This is a genomic window from Maridesulfovibrio sp. (assembly GCF_963666665.1).
Taxonomy (GTDB): Bacteria; Desulfobacterota; Desulfovibrionia; order Desulfovibrionales; family Desulfovibrionaceae; genus Maridesulfovibrio.
Map to the genome: position 1 here is coordinate 834,394 of NZ_OY762999.1, position 26,167 is coordinate 860,560.

The 26,167-nt window shown below is 45.8% G+C and carries 22 protein-coding genes; 18 read left to right on the forward strand and 4 right to left on the reverse strand.

All coding sequences use genetic code 11. The features are described from left to right. Window positions 1–9: 9 nt before the first annotated feature. From ilvN to infA, 4 genes are all read left to right on the forward strand, one after another. Window positions 10–492 (forward strand): acetolactate synthase small subunit, encoded by a 483-nt coding sequence (ilvN, locus tag ACKU40_RS03760; RefSeq protein WP_320175191.1) that lies wholly within the window; start codon window positions 10–12, stop codon window positions 490–492. Between the two features lie 126 nt (window positions 493–618). Next, a complete protein-coding gene (ilvC, locus tag ACKU40_RS03765) occupies window positions 619–1,608 on the forward strand; it encodes a ketol-acid reductoisomerase (RefSeq protein WP_320175192.1) in 990 nt (329 codons plus the stop codon). Window positions 1,609–1,890: 282 nt separating this feature from the next. Next, a complete protein-coding gene (locus ACKU40_RS03770) occupies window positions 1,891–2,157 on the forward strand; it encodes an RNA-binding protein (RefSeq protein WP_320175193.1) in 267 nt (88 codons plus the stop codon). Window positions 2,158–2,342: 185 nt separating this feature from the next. Further along, window positions 2,343–2,561 (forward strand): translation initiation factor IF-1, encoded by a 219-nt coding sequence (gene infA, locus ACKU40_RS03775; RefSeq protein WP_015852266.1) that lies wholly within the window; start codon window positions 2,343–2,345, stop codon window positions 2,559–2,561. Between the two features lie 200 nt (window positions 2,562–2,761). Here the strand turns inward: infA and tsaA are convergent, their stop codons facing one another. Together tsaA and nhaB are read right to left on the reverse strand one after the other, a co-directional pair. Beyond that, complete coding sequence (gene tsaA, locus ACKU40_RS03780) at window positions 2,762–3,160, reverse strand: tRNA (N6-threonylcarbamoyladenosine(37)-N6)-methyltransferase TrmO (RefSeq protein ID WP_320175194.1); 399 nt, start codon at window positions 3,158–3,160, stop codon at window positions 2,762–2,764. 155 nt (window positions 3,161–3,315) lie between these two features. Continuing rightward, window positions 3,316–4,938 (reverse strand): sodium/proton antiporter NhaB, encoded by a 1,623-nt coding sequence (nhaB, locus tag ACKU40_RS03785; protein ID WP_320175195.1) that lies wholly within the window; start codon window positions 4,936–4,938, stop codon window positions 3,316–3,318. Between the two features lie 466 nt (window positions 4,939–5,404). On the opposite strand from nhaB, the gene ACKU40_RS03790 reads away from it, so the two are divergent. The 4 genes from ACKU40_RS03790 to ACKU40_RS03805 all read left to right on the forward strand — a co-directional run bounded on the left by ACKU40_RS03790 (window position 5,405) and on the right by ACKU40_RS03805 (window position 12,447). Next, on the forward strand, window positions 5,405–6,535 hold the full coding sequence (locus ACKU40_RS03790; RefSeq protein ID WP_320175196.1) for a hypothetical protein: 1,131 nt from the start codon (window positions 5,405–5,407) through the stop codon (window positions 6,533–6,535). 165 nt (window positions 6,536–6,700) lie between these two features. Continuing rightward, window positions 6,701–9,703, forward strand: a complete 3,003-nt coding sequence (locus ACKU40_RS03795; protein ID WP_320175197.1) for an HD domain-containing phosphohydrolase — start codon at window positions 6,701–6,703, stop codon at window positions 9,701–9,703. Between the two features lie 15 nt (window positions 9,704–9,718). Continuing rightward, window positions 9,719–10,126, forward strand: coding sequence for a bacteriohemerythrin (locus ACKU40_RS03800; RefSeq protein ID WP_320175198.1), 408 nt, complete (start codon window positions 9,719–9,721; stop codon window positions 10,124–10,126). Window positions 10,127–10,239: 113 nt separating this feature from the next. Next, entirely contained in the window at window positions 10,240–12,447 is a 2,208-nt protein-coding gene (locus ACKU40_RS03805; RefSeq protein ID WP_320175199.1) for an EAL domain-containing protein, read from the forward strand. 60 nt (window positions 12,448–12,507) lie between these two features. On the opposite strand, the gene ACKU40_RS03810 is transcribed toward ACKU40_RS03805, so the two are convergent. Next, window positions 12,508–12,801 (reverse strand): YciI family protein, encoded by a 294-nt coding sequence (locus tag ACKU40_RS03810; RefSeq protein ID WP_320175200.1) that lies wholly within the window; start codon window positions 12,799–12,801, stop codon window positions 12,508–12,510. 136 nt (window positions 12,802–12,937) lie between these two features. Here ACKU40_RS03810 and ACKU40_RS03815 point away from each other — a divergent pair, with 136 nt between their 5' ends. Then, the gene (locus tag ACKU40_RS03815; protein ID WP_320175201.1) at window positions 12,938–13,267 is read left to right on the forward strand and encodes an STAS domain-containing protein; all 330 of its coding nucleotides are present in this window, start codon (window positions 12,938–12,940) and stop codon (window positions 13,265–13,267) included. A 90-nt stretch (window positions 13,268–13,357) separates the two neighbouring features. After that, on the forward strand, window positions 13,358–13,849 hold the full coding sequence (locus ACKU40_RS03820; protein ID WP_320175202.1) for a YajQ family cyclic di-GMP-binding protein: 492 nt from the start codon (window positions 13,358–13,360) through the stop codon (window positions 13,847–13,849). Window positions 13,850–13,909: 60 nt separating this feature from the next. On the opposite strand, the gene ACKU40_RS03825 is transcribed toward ACKU40_RS03820, so the two are convergent. Further along, the gene (locus ACKU40_RS03825; protein WP_320175203.1) at window positions 13,910–14,380 is read right to left on the reverse strand and encodes a hypothetical protein; all 471 of its coding nucleotides are present in this window, start codon (window positions 14,378–14,380) and stop codon (window positions 13,910–13,912) included. A gap of 498 nt (window positions 14,381–14,878) precedes the next feature. Between ACKU40_RS03825 and ACKU40_RS03830 the strand changes: the two genes are divergently transcribed. From ACKU40_RS03830 to ACKU40_RS03865, 8 genes are all read left to right on the forward strand, one after another. Next, complete coding sequence (locus tag ACKU40_RS03830) at window positions 14,879–15,826, forward strand: hypothetical protein (RefSeq protein WP_320175204.1); 948 nt, start codon at window positions 14,879–14,881, stop codon at window positions 15,824–15,826. Window positions 15,827–15,856: 30 nt separating this feature from the next. Continuing rightward, window positions 15,857–16,963 (forward strand): hypothetical protein, encoded by a 1,107-nt coding sequence (locus tag ACKU40_RS03835; protein ID WP_320175205.1) that lies wholly within the window; start codon window positions 15,857–15,859, stop codon window positions 16,961–16,963. Between the two features lie 18 nt (window positions 16,964–16,981). Further along, complete coding sequence (locus ACKU40_RS03840) at window positions 16,982–18,187, forward strand: S-layer homology domain-containing protein (protein WP_320175206.1); 1,206 nt, start codon at window positions 16,982–16,984, stop codon at window positions 18,185–18,187. A gap of 14 nt (window positions 18,188–18,201) precedes the next feature. Further along, window positions 18,202–19,161: a hypothetical protein gene (locus tag ACKU40_RS03845; RefSeq protein ID WP_320175207.1), complete on the forward strand. Its 960-nt coding sequence runs from the start codon at window positions 18,202–18,204 to the stop codon at window positions 19,159–19,161. Window positions 19,162–19,182: 21 nt separating this feature from the next. Continuing rightward, window positions 19,183–21,348, forward strand: a complete 2,166-nt coding sequence (locus tag ACKU40_RS03850; protein WP_320175208.1) for an AsmA-like C-terminal region-containing protein — start codon at window positions 19,183–19,185, stop codon at window positions 21,346–21,348. Between the two features lie 2 nt (window positions 21,349–21,350). Beyond that, the gene (locus ACKU40_RS03855; RefSeq protein ID WP_320175209.1) at window positions 21,351–23,741 is read left to right on the forward strand and encodes a right-handed parallel beta-helix repeat-containing protein; all 2,391 of its coding nucleotides are present in this window, start codon (window positions 21,351–21,353) and stop codon (window positions 23,739–23,741) included. After that, the gene (locus tag ACKU40_RS03860) at window positions 23,731–25,347 is read left to right on the forward strand and encodes a SpoIID/LytB domain-containing protein (protein WP_320175210.1); all 1,617 of its coding nucleotides are present in this window, start codon (window positions 23,731–23,733) and stop codon (window positions 25,345–25,347) included. Before ACKU40_RS03855 ends, ACKU40_RS03860 begins: the two co-directional genes overlap by 11 nt. Window positions 25,348–25,412: 65 nt before the next feature. Then, window positions 25,413–26,156 carry a tetratricopeptide repeat protein gene (locus ACKU40_RS03865; protein WP_320175211.1) on the forward strand — a complete coding sequence of 248 codons (744 nt, stop codon included), beginning with the start codon at window positions 25,413–25,415 and terminating at the stop codon, window positions 26,154–26,156. The last annotated feature ends 11 nt before the right edge of the window (window positions 26,157–26,167 follow it).

Below are 26,167 nucleotides of genomic sequence, written 5' to 3' on the forward strand. Positions count from 1 at the left end.
GAGGAAGTAATGAGACATACTTTATCCGTGACAGTTGAAAACGAGCCCGGGGTTCTTTCCAGAGTTGCAGGACTGTTCAGCGGGCGAGGATTCAACATTGAATCCCTCAACGTTGCTCCCACCCTAGAGGAGGGAGTTTCCCACATGACCATCACAACCATCGGCGATGAACACATCGTTGAACAGATTGTTAAACAGCTGCGTAAGCTGGTTACGGTTATCAAGGTTGTGGATATGATGGAACACAAGGCTGTTGAACGTGAGATGGTCATCCTTAAGGTTAATGCCGAAGACAACAAGCGAGCTGAGATTCTGCGTATTGTGGATATCTTCCGTTGCAAAGTGGTAGACGTGAGTCCGGACGAGCTGTCCATAGAAGTTACCGGTGACCACGGCAAGATTGAAGCGTTGATTAATATGCTCGTTCGTTTCGGTATCAAGGAAATCGCCCGTACAGGCACCGTCGCTATGAAGCGTGCCCTGCAAGTTTAGGTAAAAAAATTTCATCAACATTTCGGCACAGGAGTGCCCTCCGGCTGGCTTTTTTTCAAGGCGAGCCGCCGGGAAGCTATTCGCGAGTTTCGTGTCCGAATTAAAGAGAAAAATCAGGAGAAAGCAATGAAAGTTTATTATGAAAATGACGCTGATCTGAATCTGCTCAAAGATAAGACAGTTGCCATCATCGGTTACGGTAGTCAGGGTCACGCCCACGCACAGAACCTTCGTGATTCCGGTGTTAAAGTTGTTGTAGGTCAGCGTCCCGGCGGCGCCAACTACGATCTTGCCAAGGAACACGGTTTTGAACCTGTCAGCGCTGCTGAAGCTGCTGCACAGGCCGATCTGATCATGATCCTTTTGCCCGACCAGGTTCAGGCTGAAGTCTACAAGAATGACATCGCCCCCAACCTGAAGCCCGGCAACATCCTTGCTTTCGGTCACGGTTTCAACATTCATTTCGAACAGATTACTCCCCCTGCTGATGTTGACGTTATCATGGCTGCTCCCAAAGGACCCGGTCACCTCGTACGCCGCACATACACTGAAGGCGGAGCTGTTCCTGCTATTATCGCTGTTGATCAGGATGCTTCCGGCAAAGCTTTTGATATCGCTCTTGCTTACGCAAAAGGTATCGGCGCAACCCGTTCCGGCGTACTGCAGACCACTTTCCGTGAAGAAACCGAAACTGACCTTTTCGGTGAACAGGCTGTTCTCTGCGGCGGTCTCTCCGAGCTGATCAAAGCCGGTTTTGAAACCCTCGTAGAAGCCGGTTACAAGCCTGAAATAGCATATTTCGAATGCCTGCACGAGTGCAAGCTGATCATCGACCTCATCTACGAAGGCGGTCTCGCCAAGATGCGTGATTCCATTTCCGATACTGCTGAGTACGGTGACCTGACTCGCGGTCCTCGCGTTATCAACGCTGAAAGCCGTAAGGAAATGAAGAAGATCCTCAAGGAAATCCAGCAGGGTGAATTTGCTCGTGAATTCATCGCTGAGAATATGACCGGCAAGGCTCACTTCTCTGCTATGCGCCGCATCGGTAAAGAGCACCAGATCGAGCAGGTTGGTGGCGAACTCCGTAAAATGATGAGCTGGCTTAAGAAGTAAGTAGTCGCTCTTTTTGATAATTTAAGGCCTGCGTAAAAAAAGTATAACTTATATAACCTTTTTTGCGCAGGCCTATTGCTCTTTTATCCTTACTGAGGTATGGGGCTACATAGGATACCGGATTTCAGCCGAATATCGTAGATTGTCTGTATGGGTATTTAGTTGAATGGTTTATGGGCTAGGGGCGTAATTCTGGCCTGTAGCAAAGTGTGGTGACGAATTTCGATTCGAACCGGCTGTCTGGGTTGTTTTAAGTCTTAACGTTTTATGGAGTTTTTTGAGATGTCGAAGAACATTTACGTGGGTAATCTGCCTTGGAATTCTTCCGAGGAAGATGTAAGGGCAGCTTTTGAAGAGTTTGGTGAAGTAATTTCCGTTAAACTCATCAATGACCGTGAAACTGGCCGCCCCCGCGGATTCGGTTTTGTTGAAATGGAAGATGAAGGCGCTACTCAGGCTATTGAAAATCTCGATGGTGCTGACTTCGGCGGACGTAATCTGAAAGTAAACGAAGCTCGTCCCCGCGAACCACGTCCCAGACGCTGGTAATTTGTTGCGAATTGGTATAAAGCCCGTTTGGGCTGGTGAGAATACGTAATTCTCACTGAAACCATTTTGTACCTAAAGACAGTCTTGATATTCCCCTATCCGGGAAAATCGAAAAATAAGCCCGCTGTCGCAGTTGCGTATGCGGGCTTTTTTTATGATAACTAATAGTAATAAGAGGAAAAGTTTTGGCTAAAGAAGAAGGCATTGCAGTTAATGGTATTGTTGAAGAAGCTCTCCCCAACGCTATGTTTCGCGTAGAGCTTGAAAACGGTCATGAGGTTCTGGCTCACATCTCCGGCAAAATGCGTAAATTCCGCATCAGAGTTATGCCCGGTGATAAAGTTACAGTTGAGCTCTCTCCTTACGATCTCACTCGCGGCAGAATTACTTACCGTCCCCGGTAGTAACTACCCGAGATTTCACGATACCTGTATCGATGGAATACCCCATGCGGGGTCGGTCTTTCTGTAACCGACCCCGTGGGATGGTGGTCCTCATTAAAATAAATTAGATTTATTTTATATTAAATTCATATTGATGAATTTAATGGCTACCTGGATGGTGGGTGCTATTAATTTAGTGGCTACCGGTATGGTGGTATGTCCTATTTTTTGCGTTGGGCGTTTTTTATGTCAACCAGCGGTGTTCCGTCTATGGCTTCCATAGGGCGGACTTTTATTTTGCAGCCGTCAATGGCGGTGATGGTCACCGGATGCAGGCCGATAGGATTAGGCCGGTCCGGGGAACGGGTTGAGAATACGCCCCGTTTTGGACGTGATTCATCGCCACGCGGATGAACCTTTTGATAACTCCTGTCTGCTTTGTGGAGCCAGGAGAAAAGCAATATCTCATCTCCTGTTTTTAATCCTTCCAGTGCATCCTTGTACTTTTCATTTATTTCAACTATAGCTTCAATTCCGCCCTCGCTGCCCTGCTTAGGGGCATTATCGCGTGTTTTTATGTCTGATCTTAAGTATCCGATGATTTCAAGAGTTGTGTCCATAAGCAGTCTCCAGTGTGTCTGAAAATAGTAGTTGATTTCGATTTTCATGTAGAGGTTAGTTTTTTTATTTTTTGATGTCCAGAGATGGACAAAAGAAAAGCGGGTAACCCGATGATTCAGGTTACCCGCTTTTTAAGGCTATTTATGAGTATGGTCTACAGGAACCAGTCTACAGCCAGCAGTCCGGTGATGGACATGGTGATGGTGTAGGGCAGTGCCAGCAGAACCATTCTGCCGTAGGAAAGCCTGATGACCGGTGCCAGTGCGCTGGTCAGCAGGAAGAGGAATGCGGCCTGTCCGTTAGGTGTGGCAACGGAAGGAATGTTGGTTCCGGTGTTGATTGCTACAGCAAGTTTGTCGAACTGGTGCATGGCTGCCTGAACCTGTGCTCCTGCAGCCTGAGGCAGTGATGCGATGATATCAGCACGTACGGCGTGGGGATCGGTCAGTTTAGTCATCAATTCCTGTCCGGTCATACCGATGCCGGGGATGGCATCAAGTACATGTACGAAATGCATCTTGGTTTCGGAGATGTAGACAGTGGCAACGAATACGTTGTCGGAGATTGCTGAGAGTAGCCCGTTTGCGGCGTAGTAGGCCATAAGCTGGGCCTGACCCTGCATGCTAAGCACGTACGAGATAATCGGTTTGAAGAGCTCCTGAGAGTGGATAACAGCAACTACCGCAAAGAATACAACCAGCAGGGCTGTGAAAGGCAGGGCCTCTTCAAATGCGGGTCCGATGCGGCCTTCTTCAATGACACCGGTGAAGGCGGTAAGCAGTACGATAATGGAAAGTCCGACAATACCGACAGCGGCAAGGTGGAATGCCAGCGCAAGAATCAACCAGACACCGATGATGGCCTGAATGATCAGTTTAAGCTTGCCTGCCTGCCCTTGCTGTTTTTCCTGACGCATTGCTTCTTCAAAGAGGAAGGAACGAATGTTGCCGGGGAGGGTGAAACCGTAACCGAAGATTTTGAACTGTTCGACCAAGAGACAGGTCAGCATGCCGATTGCAAATACCGGCATGGTTACGGGGGCTACGTTTACTGCAAATGGGATGAAGTGCCAGCCCATTTCGTGCCCGATGAGCAGGTTCTGGGGCTCACCAACGAGGGTGCATACGCCGCCGAGAGCGGTACCCACAGCGCCGTGCATCATCAGGTTGCGCAGGAAACCACGGAATTCTTTAAGTTCTTCACGGTTCTTTTCCTTGAGGTGCAGGTCGGAATCAAGGCTGTGAGAGCCTTTGTCTGCGCCGCTGGAAACGTACTTGTGGTAAACACTGTAGAATCCAAGAGCTACAGCCATGATGACAGCTGTAACGGTCAGCGCGTCAAGGAATGCGGAAAGGAATGCTCCGGCAAAGCAGAAGAGTAGGGATATCAGCTTTTTAGAACGAACGTTGACCAGAATGCGGGTAAAGGTGAACTGCAGGAAGTCCTTCATAAAATAGATACCAGCGACCATGAAGATCAGCAGCAGAATTACTTCAAAGTTGTGATGAGCTTCTTGATAGATGGTTTCAGGGGTGGTCAGACCGATGAGAACTGCTTCCATTGCCAGCAGTCCGCCTGCCGGAAGGGGGTAGCATTTAAGAGCCATGGTCAGGGTGAAAATAAATTCCGCAATAAGAACCCAGCCTGCTACGAAAGGTCCTACGGTGGCCATAATTATGGGGTTGATGATCAGGAAGGCCAGAATAGCCAGTTTGTACCACATCGGGGCGTGGCCCAGAAAGGTGTTCACAAAAGTCTTTGCCAATGATTGGGTCATAGCTTCTCTCCATTCGCTTAGATCTGTAAAAACAATGAATACTGAAGTTTGAATTCCGGCATATCCCGTATTTGTGGTGTGGTTGATATGGTTCGCGGGAATTGCGTATAGCTTGAAGCCGGAGGTAGGGCACTGCCGAAGGGCCTGTGTTCTGGTGGTGGTCCGGGGCTGTGTCGCAGATATCAGTATGTAGAGGTGGATGTAATTCCACTATCCTTCGGCGGGTTTTATATGCCTCTGCTGAGTATATGTCCAGAAGTGAAGGGCTAAATTATAGTATTATATGATTTTCGGTTTATAAATGGGAAAAAATTCACATTTTATTGAAATGAAAAGGTAAAGTTGCAGTTTTAGAGTCTTGCAGTGAAGCATTTTAGTTTTGCATTTAATGCATGACACCTGCGTTTGTAAGGTGTTATGTTTATGTCTCAAACTATTCAGTATTTGTATTTAGAGGTGGAGACTGGTGAGAGTTCTTTGTTACTTGGTTGTGATTGTATTTTGTTGCGTGAATTATGCTTCGGCATCTTCTCTTGAAGATGTATGGGGAGAGGTTCACCCTCTGCTCTCTGAGGCTGTTTCAGGGCTTGATTTGCGGGCTAATGTGCCTGATTCCTCTTGGAACCCATTGGAAACAGACAAGGGTAGTGTAGATAATAAAATTAATGATTTGCTGGATGAATGTATCGAGATTTTAGGGATTTCAGGAATGTCGGAATCCAAGACTGCCATTAGGAAATTGCAGGATGACTCAAGGTCTTGCCGTGAGCGGGCGGCTGAACTTAAAACTGAGCGGATTGCCGCACCTAAGAAGGTTAAAAAATGGGAAGTCTGGAAAAAGGATGCCGATTCCATTGATTCGGAAATCAGAGACCTTGAAATCCAAGAGGAAGAAAACGATAAGCGTATTGAAGGCTTGATTGATCAGTTGCTTAGCGAGATGCAGGAATTCGGGATGAAGGTTGACCGTGAACAGGTGGAAACTCTTGTTTACAGTGTTACCGGGGATGATGATGTGCGTCTCATTTCAGTATTTAATAATGTTAAGTTGATTACTTCGGAATTGCAGAGGCTCACAGCTGAAGCAAATGAAAATATTGAAATGGCCAAGCGGTATTATGGCATGCATACCTTGTTGCTGCGTATTCTGCTTAACCTTTATGATAACTATGAGCAGAGAATAGATGATGTGTATCTGGTCCGTATCGCCGAGATAATAAAGAAACAGGAAGAGTTGATTCAGAGAACTGTAGAGAAGATAAACAGTGAGCCTGCAAAGTACCGGAGCATATACAAGACGAACCTGGCAGCTCAAGGGCTGACTGTTAGAACAGCTAAGATGTATGCTGACTATCTAAGTAAGAATAAAAAACGTGTTGCGGACGCAAAATCCGGTATTTCCCATGAATATGAGGTGGCCCTCAACACCTTTGAGACTGTTCAAGGTGCGCACAGTTTGATTGCCTTGATGAAGGATGCCAATGCCATGCTGGATCGCATTTCAGAGCTGCAAACTCCTGATCTGGTTGTTTTTCAGAATATTGAAATGAAGACTGAATTCAGAAAATTAACAAACAGAATTAATTCATTGAAGTAGAATAAATTTACATAATTGCTGATTACAGATTAACCGTGCGTTATAAAAATACGCACGGTTTTTTTATTTTACCCTCGTTGTTTTATATTTGTTATAGTGTTAACCCTTTGAGGGTGGAAGATTTGTTCTGTGATGTGTTCTGCATGGAGAAGAAAGGGAGAGGATATGGAGCGGAAATGGTCGATTGCATTTATTATTTGTTGTCTGCTTGTTGGAACATGTCTTTTAACCACTGGGACAATTATAATTATAGTTAAGAGTCAGTCTGATCAGGCCGCGATCGAGTCGGCTGAGGAATATTTTGAGGAAATAACTGATAAGACTGCCGCAAAACTAGATGCATATATTGAACCTGTTGTTGTTCTCGCTAATGTGGGCGGGGCAACCCTTGGCGGGAACGTGTCCAGTATGGGAGAGGCGTCGTTTAACAATAAGTTTAAGGCTTTGAAGATTATGCTCGACTCAAACAACCAATTGATGTCTGCATATATCGGCTATGATAACGGTGCATTTTATCAGGTTATTGCTCCACGCGGGACCGAGAAGATTCTCTCAAAGTATAAGGCCCCGGAAGGATGTGCATATATAGAACGACTGCTTAGCGTGAATGAAAGTGAAGGGGGGGAGCAGCGTTGGCGGTATTTCGATTCTTCTCAACACCTGCTTGGCGAACGTTTTGATACCTCTTCATATGATCCCCGAAAACGGCCATGGTATAGGCAGGCTCTATTTTCATGTGGAACGGTTTTTACATCACCTTATGTTTTCAGCAGTTCCGGAATGCCGGGGATTACCTGTGCAAGAACCCTTGGGGATGGCACGGGAGTTTTTGGGTTGGATATTTCCCTTAACCAACTGGGCAGTATGCTTGCAAAACAGCATGTCAGCAACCATGGCCTGCTTTGGATTATGGATGATGATAATCGCATGGTTGCATATCCCAATAAAAACTGGGCCGTGGCCGGGAGCAATTTACAGCTCCCCATGGCGGTTTCATTTCCTGATAATACTGTCCGGTGCGTGGCCCGCCATATCTCTATCCCAGAAGAAGGCAGAACATGTTGTACATTTTTTGAGGGTGCAGACGGTCAGGATTATATGGCAAGCCTTACTCCGATATACGGGAATAGCGGCTTGCAATTGGTTGTTGCGGCAGCTGCACCGGTAAGTGATGTGACAGGGCATATCTCCAGAATGTCGACTAGAATCATATATAGTTCTGCAATTCTTCTTTTGGTGCTGTCTTTTGCTTCAGTATATATTGCCCGCAGGGGAACCAGAGTCATGGAAGTTTTATTGCGTGAAGCTAAGAAAGTGCAGAATTTTGATTTTTCCGAATCCCCTCCCATTAATTCACAGATAAAAGAACTTGATACTCTGGGTAAGGCCGGCCTTCTTATGAAGGAAACCATCCGTGATAAAACTGCCAACCTCATAGCTACACAGGAAAAGCTGGAAAAACTTGTTTCCTGCGGTCTCGCTCTCTCTTCGGAAAAGGAGCTGGAAAAACTTGTCTCATTAATTTTTGACTCAGCTCGTGATCTTGCGGAGGCGGATGGTGGAGTAATGTATTTGATGGAAGGGAATAAGCTGGCAGTTGAGCTGCTCTCGCTTGATTCATTAAGTTTTGTTCTTGGTGGACTTTCGGAAAATCCGGTATCCAGAGTAATGGTAATCCCGGAAATTATTGATTTTGTAAGCAAGGATTCAGTGTTGTGGTATGCCTGTGAAGCCTACAACAAACGCGAGATTCTCAATGTAAAAGGTGTAGAACTATCATTGTTTCCTACCGGGTTGGATCACGAACCGGAGCGTGGACATATTCATTCAATGATAACCGTTCCGGTCATTACGAGAAGTGATGAAATACTAGGTGTTATACAGTTGTTTAATTCCAGGGACTGCGATCTTTTCGAAGACGGTCTGGAAGATTTGCTGGGGTCGCTTATTGCCCAGGCTGCAATTGCATTGGATAATAGCAAGCTTGTTAATTCACTGGAAGAATTGTTTGATGCATTTATCAAGGTCATTGCTGCTTCTATTGATGCCAAGTCTCCTTATACAGGCGGGCATTGTACACGAGTTCCGGTTCTGGCGGAGATGTTGACCAAGGCGGTACATGATATGGATTCAGGGCCGTTGAAGAATTTTCGTGTGGAGACAGACGAAGAGTGGCGGGAGTTGTGGGTTGCCGGTTGGTTGCATGATTGCGGTAAAGTGACCACACCGGAATATGTGGTTGATAAGGCAACAAAATTAGAGACTATTTACGACCGAATTCATGAAGTGCGGATGAGATTTGAGGTTTTGCGGCGTGATGCTGAAATTGAATATTACCGCAAGCTTGCCAATGGTGGTAATCAGGATGAGTTGAAAGAAGAGTTGGATGTTGAGATTCAACAATTGGAAGATGATTTTGCCTTTCTGGCCGAGTGTAATATCGGCGGTGAATTTATGTCAGATGAGCGTAAGGAACGTTTGGCCGAAATCGGTGAACGGAAGTGGTTACGCTATTTCGATAAGCGGTTAGGGGTTGGGCATTTCGAGCTTGAGCGTATGGGGGACTCTGTCACTGAACTTCCTGTATGGGAGAAACTGCTTATGGATAATCCTGAGCATATCATTCTCAGAACAAACCAATATGACCATTTCAAGGATGCGTTGGGCAATCCGCTTGATATTCCTGAAAATGAATACAACCGTGGGGAGTTGTATAATCTGATGATTTCGCGGGGAACTCTTACCGACGAAGAACGGTTCAAGATTAACGCACATATGCTTAGCGGGCTTGATATGCTTTCACAGATTCCGTTCCCGAAGCATCTTAAGAGGGTTACTGAGATTGCCACCGGGCATCATGAAACGTTGATCGGAACCGGTTATCCTTTGAAGAAGGATATAGGCAGCCTGTCTGTTGAGACAAGGATATTGGCGATAGCTGACATCTTCGAAGCGCTAACAGCATCCGACAGACCTTACAAGAAAGCAAAGAAGCTGTCTGAGGCACTAAAGATAATGACCTTTATGCGAAATGATCAGCATATTGATGGAGATGTTATGGAAGTCTTTTTACGTAAAAATGTCTTTATGGAATATGCTGAAAAGTTCCTATCACCCGAACAATGTGATGTAGAAGATGCAACACCTTATTTACGCAAGGAAAAATAGTTTTGGAGGTGCTATATGTCAATGTTGAAGTGGAGTGATTCTCTATCGGTCGGTGTTATTGAGATTGATGAGCAGCATAAGGGGTTGGTGTCCATGGTAAATCATGTTTATGACCTGCTTATCTCCGGGGAAAGTGATCAGCCTCACGTGATAGAGGTTATTGAGGGTATGCGCAGGTATTCAGTAGATCATTTTGGCACTGAAGAAAAATATATGGACGAATTTGAATATCCTGAAGCTCCAGCCCATAAGCTCAAGCATCAAGAATTTATTAATAAGGTCAAGGAAGTTGAGAGTGGATGTGTTGACGGAACTTGCGTCTTAACTATGGATATCTTGAATTATTTGAGTGATTGGCTGGTTACACATATTAGCGATACTGATAAGAAACTGGGGGAGTTTTTAATAGGAAAAATTGAGTAAGTGGGTATTCATGTTTGGTTGAAGTTGATTTTGCTCTTAATTGTGTCTATGAATTCATAATGGAGTGAGGAGAGAGTTTAAATTATACATAGCAGTTCATGGCAGAATACTTGATGAATAAATTAAGTTGGTTAGTTGATGCCGACAGTTTGGTTATATCTACTCTAGGTCGGCGGCTGGATTGGATAGGGTCACGGGTTTTCTTTCGGGTGCTGCAGCGGAGTCAGTTGCAGGTTTTCCCGCTTATCGTTGTTGGGGCTGTTTTTCTTTGTTTACTTAATTTTCCTTTTTTGAAGGATTCCGGAATTTTTTCCGCTACATTTACAAAGCTTTTGCAGGATGTTGTAAGCGGCACATACGGAGTTGCTGCTCTCGTTTTGCTGTGTAGCATGAGCTACAATTTCGGGCTGATTCATAACAAAGAATATTCAGGTGAATATGTAAGTCCTAATCTATTTATAGTTATATCGCTGTCATGTTTTTTTGTATTGCACGGTGATATTGATTTCAAATCCTTTGCTGATATTGCTTCATTGGGTAAGGGGATTGCTCAGGCATTTTTCGTTTCTTCCTTCTCCTGTTATCTTCTACATAAATTTATTCAGTTTCGATTCAGGCTTGAAGTCTCCGGGTCTGGGTATGATATTTTTTCAAGGGAAATACTTTCTCTGATTCCTGCTTGTGTTGCAGTTATTCTTGTTTTTGTGCTGTTAAAGCAGATTATTTTGTTTAGTGGCTATAGTAGTTTAAGTGAATTGTATCGTAAAGCAGTGCTTGTTGTTGTAAGCCTTAGCGATTCTGATTTTTTAAATGGGCTTTTTTATACGATAACATCGCAGTTGCTTTGGTTTTTCGGAGCACATGGCCCGAATTCCCTTTCTTTTTTTGATAGTACTGTTTTAGCAGACAATCTGGCTGCAAATATCATAAATATTCAATCCGGGATGGCACCCACACATATTCTTACTAAAGGATTCTTGGATAACTTTACGATGATCGGCGGTTCGGGGCTGACCATGAGTCTGTTGATAGCTATTTTTCTGAAAGGGCGGGATTCAGGGACCAAAAGAATTTCACAGCTGGCTCTTTTGGTTTGCCTGTTTAATGTTAATGAACCTTTGTTATTCGGTATCCCTTTGGTTCTTAATCCGGTTTATGCAATTCCTTTTCTTCTTATTCCTTCAATCGCTTACTGTCTTGCCTATGCAGCAACAGCTCTAGGTCTTGTGCCTTATATTGTTCATGCTGTTCATTGGACGACGCCGGTATTTTTGAATGGTTATCTGTCGACAGGAACATGGGCCGGGGTTTGGCTGCAGGTATTTATTCTGGGAGTCGGTGTAGGACTGTATATGCCTTTTGTGTTGATCTCCGACCGGGTGATGAAAAAACAGTATGACCGGGGAATGAATGAAATCATTGTTGCCGCCCGGGGAGAAGATGCTTCAATAGGATTTAAATGTGTTGGTTTGCCGGGATTTGAAGGCTTTGTGGCCAGATCGTTAGCTTCTGATCTTGTCCGCGCTCTTAGGACTGAAGAACAGTTGTATATGGTTTTTCAGCCGCAGATAGATGACGATGCCGGAGAAATTTTGGGAGTTGAGGCACTAATTCGTTGGAATCATCCGGCATATGGTCATATTTCCCCGGAAGTGGTGGTTGCCTTGGCTGAGGATATGAATTGTATTGATGAGTTGAGTTATTTTGTTCTCAGGGAATCGTGCAATCAACTGGCGGTCTGGCAGGAAAGGTTCGGATACCATCTTTTTGTTTCTGTTAATTTCCCTCCATCATTATTCCGGGCGAATGAACTTGAAGCTGAAGTCCTTGGTTGTTTGAGGTCTGCCGGAGTTCCGCCGTATTGTCTTGAGATAGAAATTACAGAATCCGTTGCCATGTCAACCAGTGGGAAGGAACTTCAAAATCTTAACCGGCTGCGCGAGTTAGGAATTCGTATTTCAATTGATGATTTTGGAATGGGGCATACTTCCTTGCGTTATCTGCGGGAACTGCCCATTGATAAGGTTAAGATTGACCGATCTCTTACATTCGGTTCTTTAAACGATGTGAACAGGCATATCGTCGCGAGCATACTTGAACTTTGCCGAAATATTGAAATGAAGGTTGTTGTTGAAGGCGTTGAAAATGCAGAGCAATTAAGAAGTTTGAGGAAGCTCGGTGGAACCTGTTTTCAGGGCTATTACTTCAGCAGGCCGATAACCGGTGAAGATTGTTTGCGGTTCATGGATGAGTGGAATGACAAGCACAATCGTTTAAATGATAGTGATCTGCTGGTTGCCGAAGTAGTGCTTGCAGATTGATTTAGAGCTTTTTTGGATATTTGCAGGGCCGGGCATAGTTAGTTCCGGCCCTTTTTTATATCAAAGAGTTTCTTTTAAAATTTCATAACCATCTGCCATCATGGTGGGGATAAATTGAATGATTTCGTATTCGGCAACCCCTTCCCGTTTGAACGGATCTTCGTTGATGGCTTTTTCCAGTTGTTCAAGCCCAATATTTTTAGTGAGAATTATTCCCCCGGTGCGCGGAACTTTACGCCCTGAAGCTATGAAAAGTCCTTTTTTGTAATATTTTTCAAGGAATTTGATGTGTTCTTCCAGTAATGCATCAATGTTTTCTAAAGGCTTAATGTAGCTTAAATTCAGTATATACATAGCTGTTGCCCTCTCTTGCTTGGGGTGATAAAAATTATTAGATAGTGCTTTGATACATTGTAATGCTATGAATTGACAGTTCTTTTATGCAGCAATGGAATGTAGGGTAATTCCATAAATTGTCGAGGAGCAGATTATGATTTTGTCTCATGAAAGGGTCGGGGACTTTGTCATTCTGCGTATAGGTGAAAGCAGGGTTGATGCAGCTAATTCTTCAGAGTTGCAGGAGCATGTGTCTTCTTTAGTGAATGAAGGAGACAGTAACTTTGTGCTTGATCTTTCTACTGTGCTCTTTATGGATTCATGCGGCCTTGCCGGATTGATTCCCATTATGAATTATATGCCTAAAGGCGGACGCCTTTTGATTGCCGGATTGCATCCTAAGGTAGAACAGATATTCAAGCTTACTAAGCTTAACACCATTTTTGATATATACACATCCGTAGGTGAAGCCCTGAAATCTTGAACTATGCGGGGTGTAGGACTTGACTATGTCTCGCCGATTGTTAGATTACGGGCGACTTCAAACAGATAATTATATTATGGAGGATATACAATGCCATCTTTTGATATTGTCAGCCAGATCGACGCACAGGAAGTTGATAACGCTGTAAACAACGTACTTAAAGAAATTGAAACCCGTTACGATTTCCGCGGGGTGAATACTGAAATTGTTCTGAATAAAAAGACAAATACCATCAGTCTTGTTACCGGCGATGAAATGAAAATCAAGGCCGTTAAGGACATGATGATCACTCATTTCACCAGACGTAAGGTTGATCATAGATCTCTTGATTTCGGTAAAGTCGAGCCTACTTCCAACGCTCAGCTCAAGCAGGAAATTAAATTGAAGGAAGGGATCGATAAGGATACTGCTAAAAAGATCGTAAAAATGATCAAAGCCAGCAAACTCAAGGTTCAGGCTGCTATTCAGGATGAGCAGGTGCGTGTTACCGGCAAGAAACTTGATGACCTGCAGGCCGTTATTGCTCTGGTCAGGGATTCAGATCTCGATATGCCTTTCCAGTTTGTGAACATGAAGAACTAGTAAAAGAACTTCATTAAAAAATTTAACCCCGTCCTGAGTTCATTCAGCACGGGGTTTTTCTTATGCATTCTTTTTACGGTGATTCTCGTAACTCGTCACTGTTTCCATAATTTCCCGGCAGGTATGTTCACCCTGCCTGCGGACAAGTTCCGGGGCGGCGTTTATAGCAATCAGCCTGTCCAATTCAACTTTTTCCGGATAGTCATCAAGGCACTCTTCTTCAACGGTCAATTTGTCGGGGACGATTTTCTGCTGTTCTTCTACTCTGTATCCGATTGAACTGCACAGGTGGTTCAGTGCGGCGATAACAAGTTCCTTTTCTCCCTCTTCTTCAAGTTTACTGAAGAGCAGGTGGAGCCTGTCCAGCGGATTTCGTTGGTGGTCTTCATGGTGTGGTGATGAGCAGTAGCGGTTGATCTGGCTCTGGCCCCTTGAAAAAATTTTCTGCATGCAGGTTGCGCCAAGCACATCCCGGGAACATTGCATCATTTCCCATGTTTTAGTCGCTGTATTAGTCTTTTTGGGTTTCATCAGGAAAAACCTTTATTTTAGGTGTTAATATGCGTCTGCCGGTTCAGATTCCTTTTGATATGGGTGCGTGGGGTGTTTGGATCTATTTTTCCCCTCGCTTTTACCTACTCATGGTTTCATTATAAAAAACGTAGATAAAGATTGTTTGTCTGTGGTATACATAAAGTAGGGTGTTTTTCAATATGCACACGTTCATCATGATCGAGTATGCTGGCGGAATCAGGATAAATAATAGATATAACTTTCGGTAATGTTTATTGTAATATTTCAGGCATATTCTTAAAATAAATCTATGCGTGTGTGCGACTTGAACGGAAAATTTAATTATGTTGCATAAGTTGTGTAATATAGTATAATTACTAATTATAGTTATGTTAACTTAGGCTGGGACAACCATTCCCGAATCCGGGATATGATTGAGGATTTGTTTTATAGAATCTGTCCGAACATCGGGAATCGGGCAAAATGATGTAACCACACATTTTCAAGGAGAGTGACATGAGGAAACCAATACTGCTTCTCATAGCCATAGTCTGCTTTTTTGTAGCACCTTCCATGGCTTTGGCTACTGATCTGCCGAGAGTTATGATTGTCGGAGAGGATGTTGATCCGGATACTGTTCCCCGCAGCTCTAGAGTTTTTAAACGTGTAATTAATGCTATTTCCAACGAGATGATAAATCTCGGCTTTGATGTTAAAGACGAAACAGCCCTGACCCATATGACTCATGTTCAGGGACGTACCAGACGCGACGATGCCGAGCTTATCCAGATTGCCAAGGATGCCGGTATCGATGTTCTTTGTATTTTCAGCATTTACCCCAATGCTAAGACCAACCAGAACAGCGTCAGGGTTACTGCCCGTGTTGAGGGACGTCTTCTGTCCGTATGGGATGGTTCCAGAATGGGTAACTTTGAGGCCGAACCTCAGCAATACCAGCTCGTGCCCCAGCCATACAGCCGCAACGACGTTCTTGAGGCAGTAGGTAAGCTGTCTAAAATTATCGGTTCTGACGTAGGGGCAGTACTTGCAGACCGCCTTGGTCAGTATCATCCTGAAGGCGAGAGCTATTCTGATGGTGATGGCGGCGCTTCCGGTAGCGGTGCCGGAGGTGGTTCAGGTATCGGTTCCGGTGGCCGTCTCGTCGAATGGAATCTTGTTTTTGATGGTTTCAGCGATGATGATATGCTCGATGTTGAAGATTACATTACTATCTTCACCGGATACGACAGCCACAGACCCAAGACCAACGCTCTGAATACCTCTTCCCATCATGAATTGTGGTACAAGTCTTCCATTGATTCCGCTCACTTGAAGCGTAATGTTGTTCGTATGCTCAGAAAGCTGAACATGACTGGACGTGTTTACATTTCCGGTAATGAGGTGAAGATCGTTAAGCAGCATCGGGTGAAGCAGCGTAGAAAGCAGAGTAACAGTGAATGGTAGTTTCTTCTGCCGCAAAAAGATGAGGTCTGTATGTCCTTAGCAAAACTGTACTCTCAAGTGGTTGCCATTTCGCTTGCAATATTGCTGGCTGCCTCCACAGCGTTAGCTGTGGAGGCTACCGGTGATGGAGTTGACCGTCAGCAGGCGCTTAATTCTGCTTTGCGCACTGCTGTTGAAATGCAGATCGGCACGGCTGTAGCCTCTGACTCTCTTGTTGAGTCCGGGGTGCTGGTCCGTGACGAGATTGCCAGCCATTCTAAAGGGTATATCTCTTCTTACAAGGTGTTGAGGGAAGGGGCTACTGATGACGGTTACAGTATTACTGTAGATGCCGTTGTTGATAGCAAGCTTATGTATTCCGACTACACCACCCTTGCCATTCTGCAGAAAATGTCCGGCCTGCCGAGGTTGCTCATTTTCGGTTCCGGGGCCGGATTCAATTCCGTTCCTCCTCAGTCAATGAATGAACTTGTGCATGCTGTTTCACGTACTTTCGGGAATAAATTTCAGTTTGAGGTGATCGACTGGCCCATGTCCCGAGCCAAGTACAGTGAGATTGAAGGCTCAATGAATCTCAAAAAGGCCGCAAGATTCAACAGGCAGCTCAAGGCTGACTACGTAGTCACTGTTGATCTAGAATTGCCTAGGGATGCTAACCCTGTCATGCATTTGACCTGTGTTAGAATCTCTGACGGGCTCAAGATCGCAGAAGTGCGCAGACCCATTGAAAAATATGTGAGCCTTTCCGGTAAGCCTGCTGAAGTCTACAACAGGGCTGTTGATGCAGCTGAGCCAGAGGCTTATTGGGCCTCGGTAAGGATTGCCCGGGAGTTGCTTGAGCAGATGGAATCCGAGCTGGATCGAGGCAAGGGCTTTCGTTACACGTTGACTTTCATTGGTTTTCCCGAACTTTCTCATATCGGCACGGCCCTTGAGGATGTGCCCGGGTTTGTGCGTAAGGAAGTTAAGCGCCAGAACGGTCAGAATATGGAAGTGACCTACTGGTCTACCTTGCGCGCAGAAAATCTGCTTAAGCGTGTTTCCACCGCATTGAAAAATGTGGGAGTGGAGAAATTCCAGAGCAAAATGGATGGCAGGAATTTAAAATTCCGTTGGCAGAATCCTGAAGGATTCTAATGTATGGAGGATAACCGGATGAAAAAATATTTGATATTTCTCTCGGGCCTGCTTTTGATTCTCTCCCTTGCGGGATGCGGAAAAAAGGTCTCACCCATGTCTATTGAAGATAACCCGGCCCATCATTATCTGATGGGGATGGAACTGATAGATCAAGGCTTGCCGGATAAGGCTTTTGTCCGTTTTGAGCGGGCTGTTGCTCTTGATGACGAATATGCTCCTGCTATTGCAGGCAAGGCTCTTGTATATGCCATGCGTGCCGAGGCTGAAAGCGATGCTGAATACAGCGCTGTTGATGCAGAAAGAGCCATTGACCAGTTTGATAAGGCTGTGCGTGAGGCAAGGCGTGACAGATCACAGAAATTCAGTGTCTACGTGACGGGAATCCGTGTTTACAGTCACATTACCACTCGCGGATGGCTGCAGAGAGCTGAGGATCTTTACGCCGATGCTAAGCTCATGCTTAAGTATGTGGTGGAAGAAGACCTTCCTTATTACCGACAGACTGAGGCCGTACACTATTTCATGGGTGAGGCCTATTTCAAGGGCGGTGAATTCCGTAAGGCTGAAGATGTGCTGGGGGTAGTTCTTTCAGCTTCTCCGGGCAAGTGGCACGATAAGGCAAATGCACTTTACAACCGTGCTCAGAAGATTCTGCGGGCCATGAGTAACTACACCCTGACCGACGTTGCCAAGCAGATTGCTGTAAAGGAAGAGGTCGACCGGGCTGACGTTGCTGCATTGCTGGTGGATGAGCTCCATCTGGACAGGCTTTTTGCAGGACGCATTCCTGTTCCCGGTGATGATAAAAAGGCCGAATTCACTCCCGCAGATGTTGTAGGGCATATGTTTGAGCCGGAAATTATGACTGTCCTTAAATGGCATGTCCGGGGACTCGAACCCACTTACGACGAGCAGACCCGCGCCTATCTTTTCCATCCCAAGAAGCCCATGACCCGCAAGGAATTGGCTTTTGTGCTGGAAGATGTGCTTATTAAGCTGACCGGCGATGATTCAATGTCTACCCAGTATATGGGGCAGAAAAAGTCGCTCTATCCTGACGTGGAGCCCACTGATGCATGGTACAATGCCATAGTTACCGTAGTTAACCGTAACCTGATGGAAACCGACCTGTCCGGTGCTTTCCGTCCTGATGCCAACATGGATGGCGCAGATCTCATCCTTTCCCTGATGCGTCTGCGTAACATTATGAATATTTACTAACAGTGGAGGATAATGTGAAAAAATTATTGCTAGCCCTGACAGCGGTAGTGCTTTTTGCCGGCTCCGCTGTTGCCGGGGAAAAGATTGTCGAGGTGGTGAATCAGGATGAAGTTTTCCAGAAAGGGTACATTCAGGTAATCGGTGAGTCCGAAGCCGGACAGAGCCGTTATCGGGCTAAACGCGCTGCCGAAGTGGTTGCCCAGAGAAGGATGCTTGAAATCTTTCAGGGGCTGCGCTTGAGCGGACAAACCACAGTGCGTGATGGAATGCTGACAAGTGAAAAGGTCAGGACCACTGTTGAAGGCACCTTGCGTGGTGCTGTCCCTTGCGGTGAATCATTTGACCGCACAGAAGGTTATGCAAGGGTTTGCCTGCGGTTGAACCTCCACGGTCACGATTCCGTGTACAGTGCCTTTGATGAAATTATTCTCAAAGAGCCTGAGGCCTTGAAAGTTCGTGATATCCCGGCATTCAAGCCTGAAACCCTTCCGGAAATTGTTGTTCCTGCGGTGGAAGAAAAGAAAGAAGAAGTCGTAGCAAAGGTTGAAGCTCCTAGTGAAGTTGTCGAAAAAGTGGAAGTTCCGGTCCAGACCACTGAACCTGCATCCGAAAAAATACAGGAAGCAGTGGCTACCCCGGTTGACGGTATAATTGTCGATGTGCGTGATTTTGACTTCAAGCCCGCGCTGGTAAACCGTATCCTGACTGAAAAGAATGAAGTTCTTTTTGATCCTTCCAAGGTTCTTAATCAGGTCCTGATTGAAAGGGGCTGCGGTGGTTACACAACTGACCTGCAAAAGGCCCGTGCCCTCCTCGAATCATGGGGCAGCAAGTCTCCCATGGTGCTTAAGGGCAAGACCGTGCAAAACGTAACTGATGCTGTGGTCAGCGTTGACGATGCATCTACTGTATTTGCCTATGACCAGAAGTATAACCTGCTGGCTCAGGCAAGGGTAGTATTCGTTCTTAAGTAGAGTAACAAGGCGGTATCTGTGATGATGCACAAGAAGGGACTCCTAATTGGCGGAATTATTGCGATCGTGCTTATGGTCGGTTCCATGGTGCTGGTAAGGGTTCATTTTGTGGAAGCCGCACAGAAACTGCTTTCTGATATGACCAATATGGGGGTGGTAATGGAGGACATTGAGCTCCATTACTCCCCCCTTCCTTCCCTTCGCGTAACCAACCTGCGTGTTCAGAGTGGTATGGATACAGTCCGTATTCCGCAATTGGAAATTTTTCCCGATATCCCCAGTCTGCTCAGTGGTGAGATTAAGCTTAGGCATGTTGTCCTGCAGGAACCGGATGTGAATGCTCTTGCTCATCGAGATGGTGGGAAGTCTTCTTCCGGTACGCTGGAAATTCCTGCCATATTTCCAGATAAGATTGATGTTGTTTCCGGCAGGCTGCAGCTGACTAACAGCTATCAGGCAAAACCTCTTACTGTTTCTGCCAGCGTGGAAAAGGAGAGCAGCGGGTTTGCCTTTAATGTGCGCAGTGCTTCTATTGCCGAGCTGGGATTCAAGTTTTCCGGTCGTCTGGATATGGCATCCACCTCTCCGCTGAAATTAAATCTTCAAGCTACAGAATGTTCAATAGATCCGGCATCCTTTTTGGGTTTTCTTACCGGATTCGGCTATATGTCCAATTCCACCATTCCGGAATTGGCCGAAGCCGGAAGGTTTGAGACAACCGATCTTGATTTCAGCGTGGACAGTGCCGCAGGAACCATGAATATTAAGGCTGGTGGACTGATACTTGATTCCACCAGCGGCAAGGGTTTGTCCTTGCAAATGGGGCAGGGCGGTACTTTTCAGGTCACCCTTGATGAAGCTCAGGTTGATGCCGGAGAGCTTTACGCCATGGCCCAAAAGAGTGAACGGGGCCGTAATGCAACACGTTCTCTCTGCGAGTCTGCCAAGCTGAAGTCTATCAAGCCGAAAGGTACGTTAATTTTTAAGTCTCTTGCACTGCATACTCCTCCCAGTAGTGTCGCCAACAAGGGGCTATCAGGTAAGATGACAGTAAGCGCCAAGGACTTGGTGCTGGTGCTGGAGTCTTTGGACGGCAAAAAGCAGGAACTGAGTATTTCCGAGATTGATGCTGATGTTGAACTTAAAGATGGCAAACCGGTTGTTTCTGTGCGGAGCTTTAATGTTGCTTCCGCAACCGGGGGGACCTTTAACGCGCAAGCATCGTTGACTTTTCCTGTTGATATGAAACAGGTCCGGTTCAAGGCCGAGGCCAGTGATTTTTCACTCTTCGACTACATAATTACTTGCGAGGCTGAAAAAAAAAATCCTTTGCGGACTGTGTTTGATACCCAGTTTAGCCATAAGGAAATACAAATTTCAGCTTCCGGTTATTTCAATACCCCCCAGAATCAGCTGACCGGATATGAGGCGCAGATAAAATCTTTAAGTATCCGTATTCCCCAAAAGGACGATGGCGATAACACGTCTGATGTAAAAGAAAAATTTAATTTTGAGGCGTTACTTGGCCGCGATATCAGCGGTAAGGCTGCCATTCGTCGTTTTTATTACAATGACTGGCCGTTCAGCGATGTTGCCATCTTTGTTCATTCCGGTAACGAACGAGCCTTGCTCAAGGCCAGCGGTAAGCTTTTTCATCTTAATTTGAATGCAGATGTTGTGTTGGCGCAGGATCAGCTTGCAGCACAATGCAATGTGAAAGGACGCGGCACCAGCCTGCCCAGCCTGATAGCCTGTTTTGCAAAGGATCTATCAATTTCCCTGCGCGGTAAAATATATCTTAATGCTAATATGTTCATGCAGGGCGGTGATGCTGATGAGCTGGTTCAGTCCGTACGAGGGGAGGCTTCTGCGAAGATTGATGGGTTGCAGATATTTAACCTTGCCAACCTCGATCCTCGGCTGGGATTCTTTATTGATCTGTTGGACGCTGTTTCGTTCAACCCTGAAGGCGGGGAGGGACTTAATTTTACCACCGCCCGGATGAGTGCGGCTTTAAGCGGCAGAAAGCTGCTGATTAATTCATTCAACCTTAGCGGGCGGCAATTGCAGGCTTGGGGCGGGGGGGCGTATTCTATTGCCGACAAGCATTTGCAACTGGAGGGGAAGGTCCGTTCCGTGCTAGGTACGGTCAATTCCTTTAACGTAGACAGGAAGTTAAAGTCATAGCCATGATTAACAAGCATAGTTCCATATTATTTTTACTGCTGGCAGTACTCCTGCTGGGAAGTTGTTTTGCCAAGAAGACCACGCAGGCAGTGCAGTATACCGAGGAAGAGGCGATTCCGTATAAAATTGCGGTCTTGCCTGCTGAGTACCTCAAGCATTCCGAGAATTCCACAGAGCATAAATCCGTGCTGGTGCTTGATGATGATCGCTTGTTTGTTGCGGATATTGCCCGTGCGGCAATTACCAACCAGTTGGCAGGTAAGGGATTCATGCCCTTGCAGAAGGATGTGGTGGATAACGCCCTTGCTGAACTGGGACGGGATGACGGCTGGCGCAAGATGAGTGATGTGGAGCTTTGTAAGCTTCTCAATGCGGACGGCATCGTTAAGACCGATATTTACAGCGCGGATATGATCAAGGCTTTGGCTTTTGATCTCTTCCAACTGGATGCGGAAGTTATGATGTATAATGCTGCCGGCACTCTGGTTGGCAAATGGCGTGATAGTGCCTCGAAGCGCAGGATTTCCGTTCCTACCGGTGTTATCGGTCTTGCCGGGACCATTGTGGAGGAAGTCTTTTCCGATCCTATCAGGCGTCAGATGCGTATGGTTGTTTATGATTGGGCATGGAATATGGCGCAGGTGCTGCCTGATTGCCCCAAGGGACCGAAGCTCCCGGAAGTAATCGCAGTTGATACCAACGTGGATAATCTGTTTTTCGGAGTTGGCCAGCGGGTAGCGGTTCGTGTTGATGCTGAGCCGGGTCTGACGTGTTCTTTCAGTATTGGAGATTTTAAGAAGAATATACCTTTGCCGCAGATTTCACAGGGTGTTTACGAAGGTTTTTATGTTGTTTCGGAGGGAGATAAAGCAGCCAATGAACCTTTGATGGTTAAAATGCGCAAGGCTAACGGAGTAGACAGGCTTTGGATTGAATCAGGTTCGCTTATATCACTTGATGGTGTGCTTCCTCCGGTTCTGGAGACAATAGAATATCAGACCGGACGTGACGGCGTTAAACTTAATTGGCTGGTGCCTTCTGCCCCTGATCTTGAAGAATTTGTGGTTGAAAAGGGTAACGATCCTGTTGGTGAATTTGAAACTGTTGCCCAGACAAGGAATCCTGAATTTGCTGATCCTGATGTGATGCAGGGGACAGCTGTATATTATCGGGTTCGTATCAAGGATAAAGCCGGAAACCTTTCGCCTTTGAATGGAATTACCAAGGTGGTCATGCCTCAGTTCGATGAGCGTGAGCTTTTCGGTGAATTGAGTGGTGTTTTGGTCAAGGGTAATTACCGGATCGGATTTCCGGTGACTATTCCCGAAGGTTCGAAATTCACCCTCCAGTCGGGGACAAAGATACGTTTTGAGAACAAAGGCCGGATTGATGTTTTCGGTGAACTTGAATCCATAGGTGAAATTAGTGCCCCGGTACGTTTGGAATCCAATTCAACTGTGGGAGTACAAGTTTTGTCCGGTGGTAAGGCGTTGTTTTCCCAGTGTGAATTCAACGGGTTCAGCAAGACTGTTACTTCTACGGGTGGATATACTGAAATCAGGTCATCTTCATTCCGTGGTGGTGAATATGCGGTGGCTGTGACTGAAACAGGTAGCTATGATTTTAAGGGATTGCGTATTTCCGGAGTAAGGCAGGGACTGGTTCTATGTGCAGGTAACGGTTCTGTTGTCCGTTCAAGCATAACCAATTGCACTCAAGGAATTGATTTCAAAGGCGGCAGCGTAGAGATCAAGGATAACAATATCTTTGATAATGAGCGCAATATTGTTGCTGCAGGTAAGCTTGTGGTCAGCGATAACTATTTTGGATCGGCTTCGGTTGAGAAATTGAAGCTGCAGGGAGATATTCTTGTTAAATCCATCCTTGATGCCCCGTATCCTCATGGTCGCAGGGTAGTGCTTATTGACGACAAGGAAATTACTCCTGAATTACGTGAGAAAAAATTTGCCGAACTCAAGGCGTTTGGTGTGAATGCATTTCACAGCCAGCACTACGGTGATGCTTATCAGGTTTTGATTAAAGCTGTGAAGATGAAGGATGACCGTGATATATATCTTTATCTTTCTTACACTTTGCTGGCTTTGGGAGATGAAGTTGCTCTATCCGAAATTTTGGATGAAGGTATATCTAAGTTTCCGTATGACGTCCGGTTGCACCAGCTTAATGTGCGCTATCTGCTGAATAAAGGTGATATCAAGCAGGCCAGGCAGGTCTTGGATAAGGCCCTGCTGCTTAGTCCGTCAGACAGTAACTTGCTTTATATGAAGGATTACCTTGATCATCTGGCGGTTCCGACTGAGTCCGCACCGATTGATATTGATGAAGAAAAAGCAGGTGAAGATAAAATTAAGGATAAAAATGATGAAAAATAAATTTAATAAATTGCACAATGTTTTTCTTCCGGTTCTGCTTTTGATGCTTTTGATTCCGGTTAGCGTTCAGGCCCGCGAATATTCCCCCATTGAGCTGGAAGATCAGGCTCAGGCCCAGTGGCATATTAACTATGCCAGTTATCTGATTGATATCGGTAAGTATTTTGAGGCGCTTGAGCAATACGATACGGCTGTTGACTATTCCCCTGTAGCTAAGACCCGGGTTAATGCAATGTTCGGCAAGGCCATGGTGTTATCCACATTTCTTGATGCCCCGGAAAAGGCTGCCGATGTTTACCGTATGGTGGGCCGCAACTATCCGGATTATGCTGACACAGCGCTTTATCGTCTTGGTTTTCTCTATTATCAGATGAACAGGTATGACCGTGCCGAATCTGTGTTCAGGCAGTATCTGCGTTATTTCCCCAAGGGTAAATTCAAGTATCAGGCCGAGGCTGTGATCTCTTCCATGAAGGCCAAGCAGGATCAGATGGTAGATCAGGAACCGGAGCAAAAGCCTGATGAGAAGCCCGATGAAAAAATACCTTCAAAGGTAGGCGCAGAACCGACGTTAAGGGTTTGTTTAAGCCGTAATGTAACGTCTATGACCGTAACTACGGGATCGGGTAAGGATAAAATTTGCACTGATGAACTTGGCTGCGGGCGCAAGTACAAGGTAGGTCTTTCCGGCAAGCAGCTGACTCTTGACGGCAAAGTGGTTAGCGCCACTAGGATTAAGTTCAAGTCCAACGGAGCTCTTAAAGTCAGTTACGGATCGGACTCCAAGAAGGTGCGCGGAATTATCGATGTTAGTATCCGCAAGGGTAAATTGCTGATTCTCAATATTATCGAGATAGAAGATTATTTGCGTTCAGTTGTTCCGGCGGAGTCCTATGCCTCATGGCCGGCTGAGACTTTGAAAGCTCAGGCTGTTGCCGCGAGGACTTATGCCTACTACCAGAAGGAGCACCGCACGCACTTGTTTTATGATGTTTACGCGGATACCTATGATCAGATGTACGGAGGGGTGGATCGTGAAGATAAGCGTACTGACAAGGCTGTGAAACAGACCAGCGGTCAGGTTATGCTTTATAAGGAGAAACCGATTCTTTCCCAGTATACGGCCAACAGCGGGGGCTTTACCGCTGACGCCAAGGCGATATTCGGTGCAGGTAAGGATTATCTTATTGCCCAGAAAGATTCAGCCAGCCTGAAGGGAAAGATGGCTTCATGGACTAAGAAGTACAGCAGTAAGGATATTGAAGCCAAGCTTAAGAAAATCGGTATCTCCGTTCCCGGTATCCGTTCCATAAAATCTCTTGAAAAGGGACCGTCCGGCAGGATTGTCAAAGTACGTATCAACTACGGTTCCGGCCACCGGGATTTGCGGACACGGACTACCCTTGGAAGTTCACGTGTTTTGAAGTTGCCTGATATTCTGTTGGAGATTGACAAGACGGGAGATTATTATACATTCAAAGGCCGTGGTTGGGGTCATGGTGTAGGATATTCGCAGTGGGGAGCTGCGGAATTGGGTAAAACCAAGAAGTACGATCACATTTTGAAATTCTATTATCCGGGCAGCAGCGTCAAACAACTTTGGTAGGTTTGCGCTGGTCTAAGATGAATATATTAATCCTAGGGATGCTCGGCATATGAGTAAGGCTCTTAATGAATAGAACAGAAAGAATTATCTGGTTGGTATGCGTTATTCTTACCCTGACCGTAATGATCGGCATCATTGAGTGTCGTGCCGATACTGTTTCGCAGGTTTCACTTGAGTCAGAAGTCTCCTGTGGCAGGATGGGACAGGAATTGATTGACCGCGGTGACTATGAGCTTGCGGTTTCCAGCCTTGAACAAAGTTTGAAGACTCACCCCCGCTCGGACTGGCTATACAGCCTGCTCGGGCGGGCTTATTTTAAGATGGGTGATCTGGAACTGGCTGAGGCCCAGTTTCGTAAGGCTTTGGATATCAATAAGAATAACCCGGTAGCCAAGCGCATGGTTCTTGAAATGCGTAAGACACAGGATCTACTGCGTGATCGTGACTTCTACGAGTGGATGAATATTGCCAAGGAAAGGGCTGCTGACCTTGTAACGCTGGTTATAGGTGTCTGGCTGGGTACGCTTCTTTCCGGTATTTCAAGTCGTTTTTATTCCCATTTTGTGCGGACTAATTTCCGTAAAGCTCTCGCCAAGAAAGATTTTGATTACGTTACTGATATTCTGGAAGATTTGCAGATAAAGCGTGAGAAAGCACAATTGCGCATGCGTTTGCGCGAGCTTCTTAATGAGTATGACCTTGAAGAAGCCAAGGAAATGATCATCGAATATGTGGATGATCGCGAGATAGAAGATAAGCTGGTCCATTTTCTGGTCCAGATTCATAAGAAATCGCAGGTTAAAAGTTAAATTGAATATCT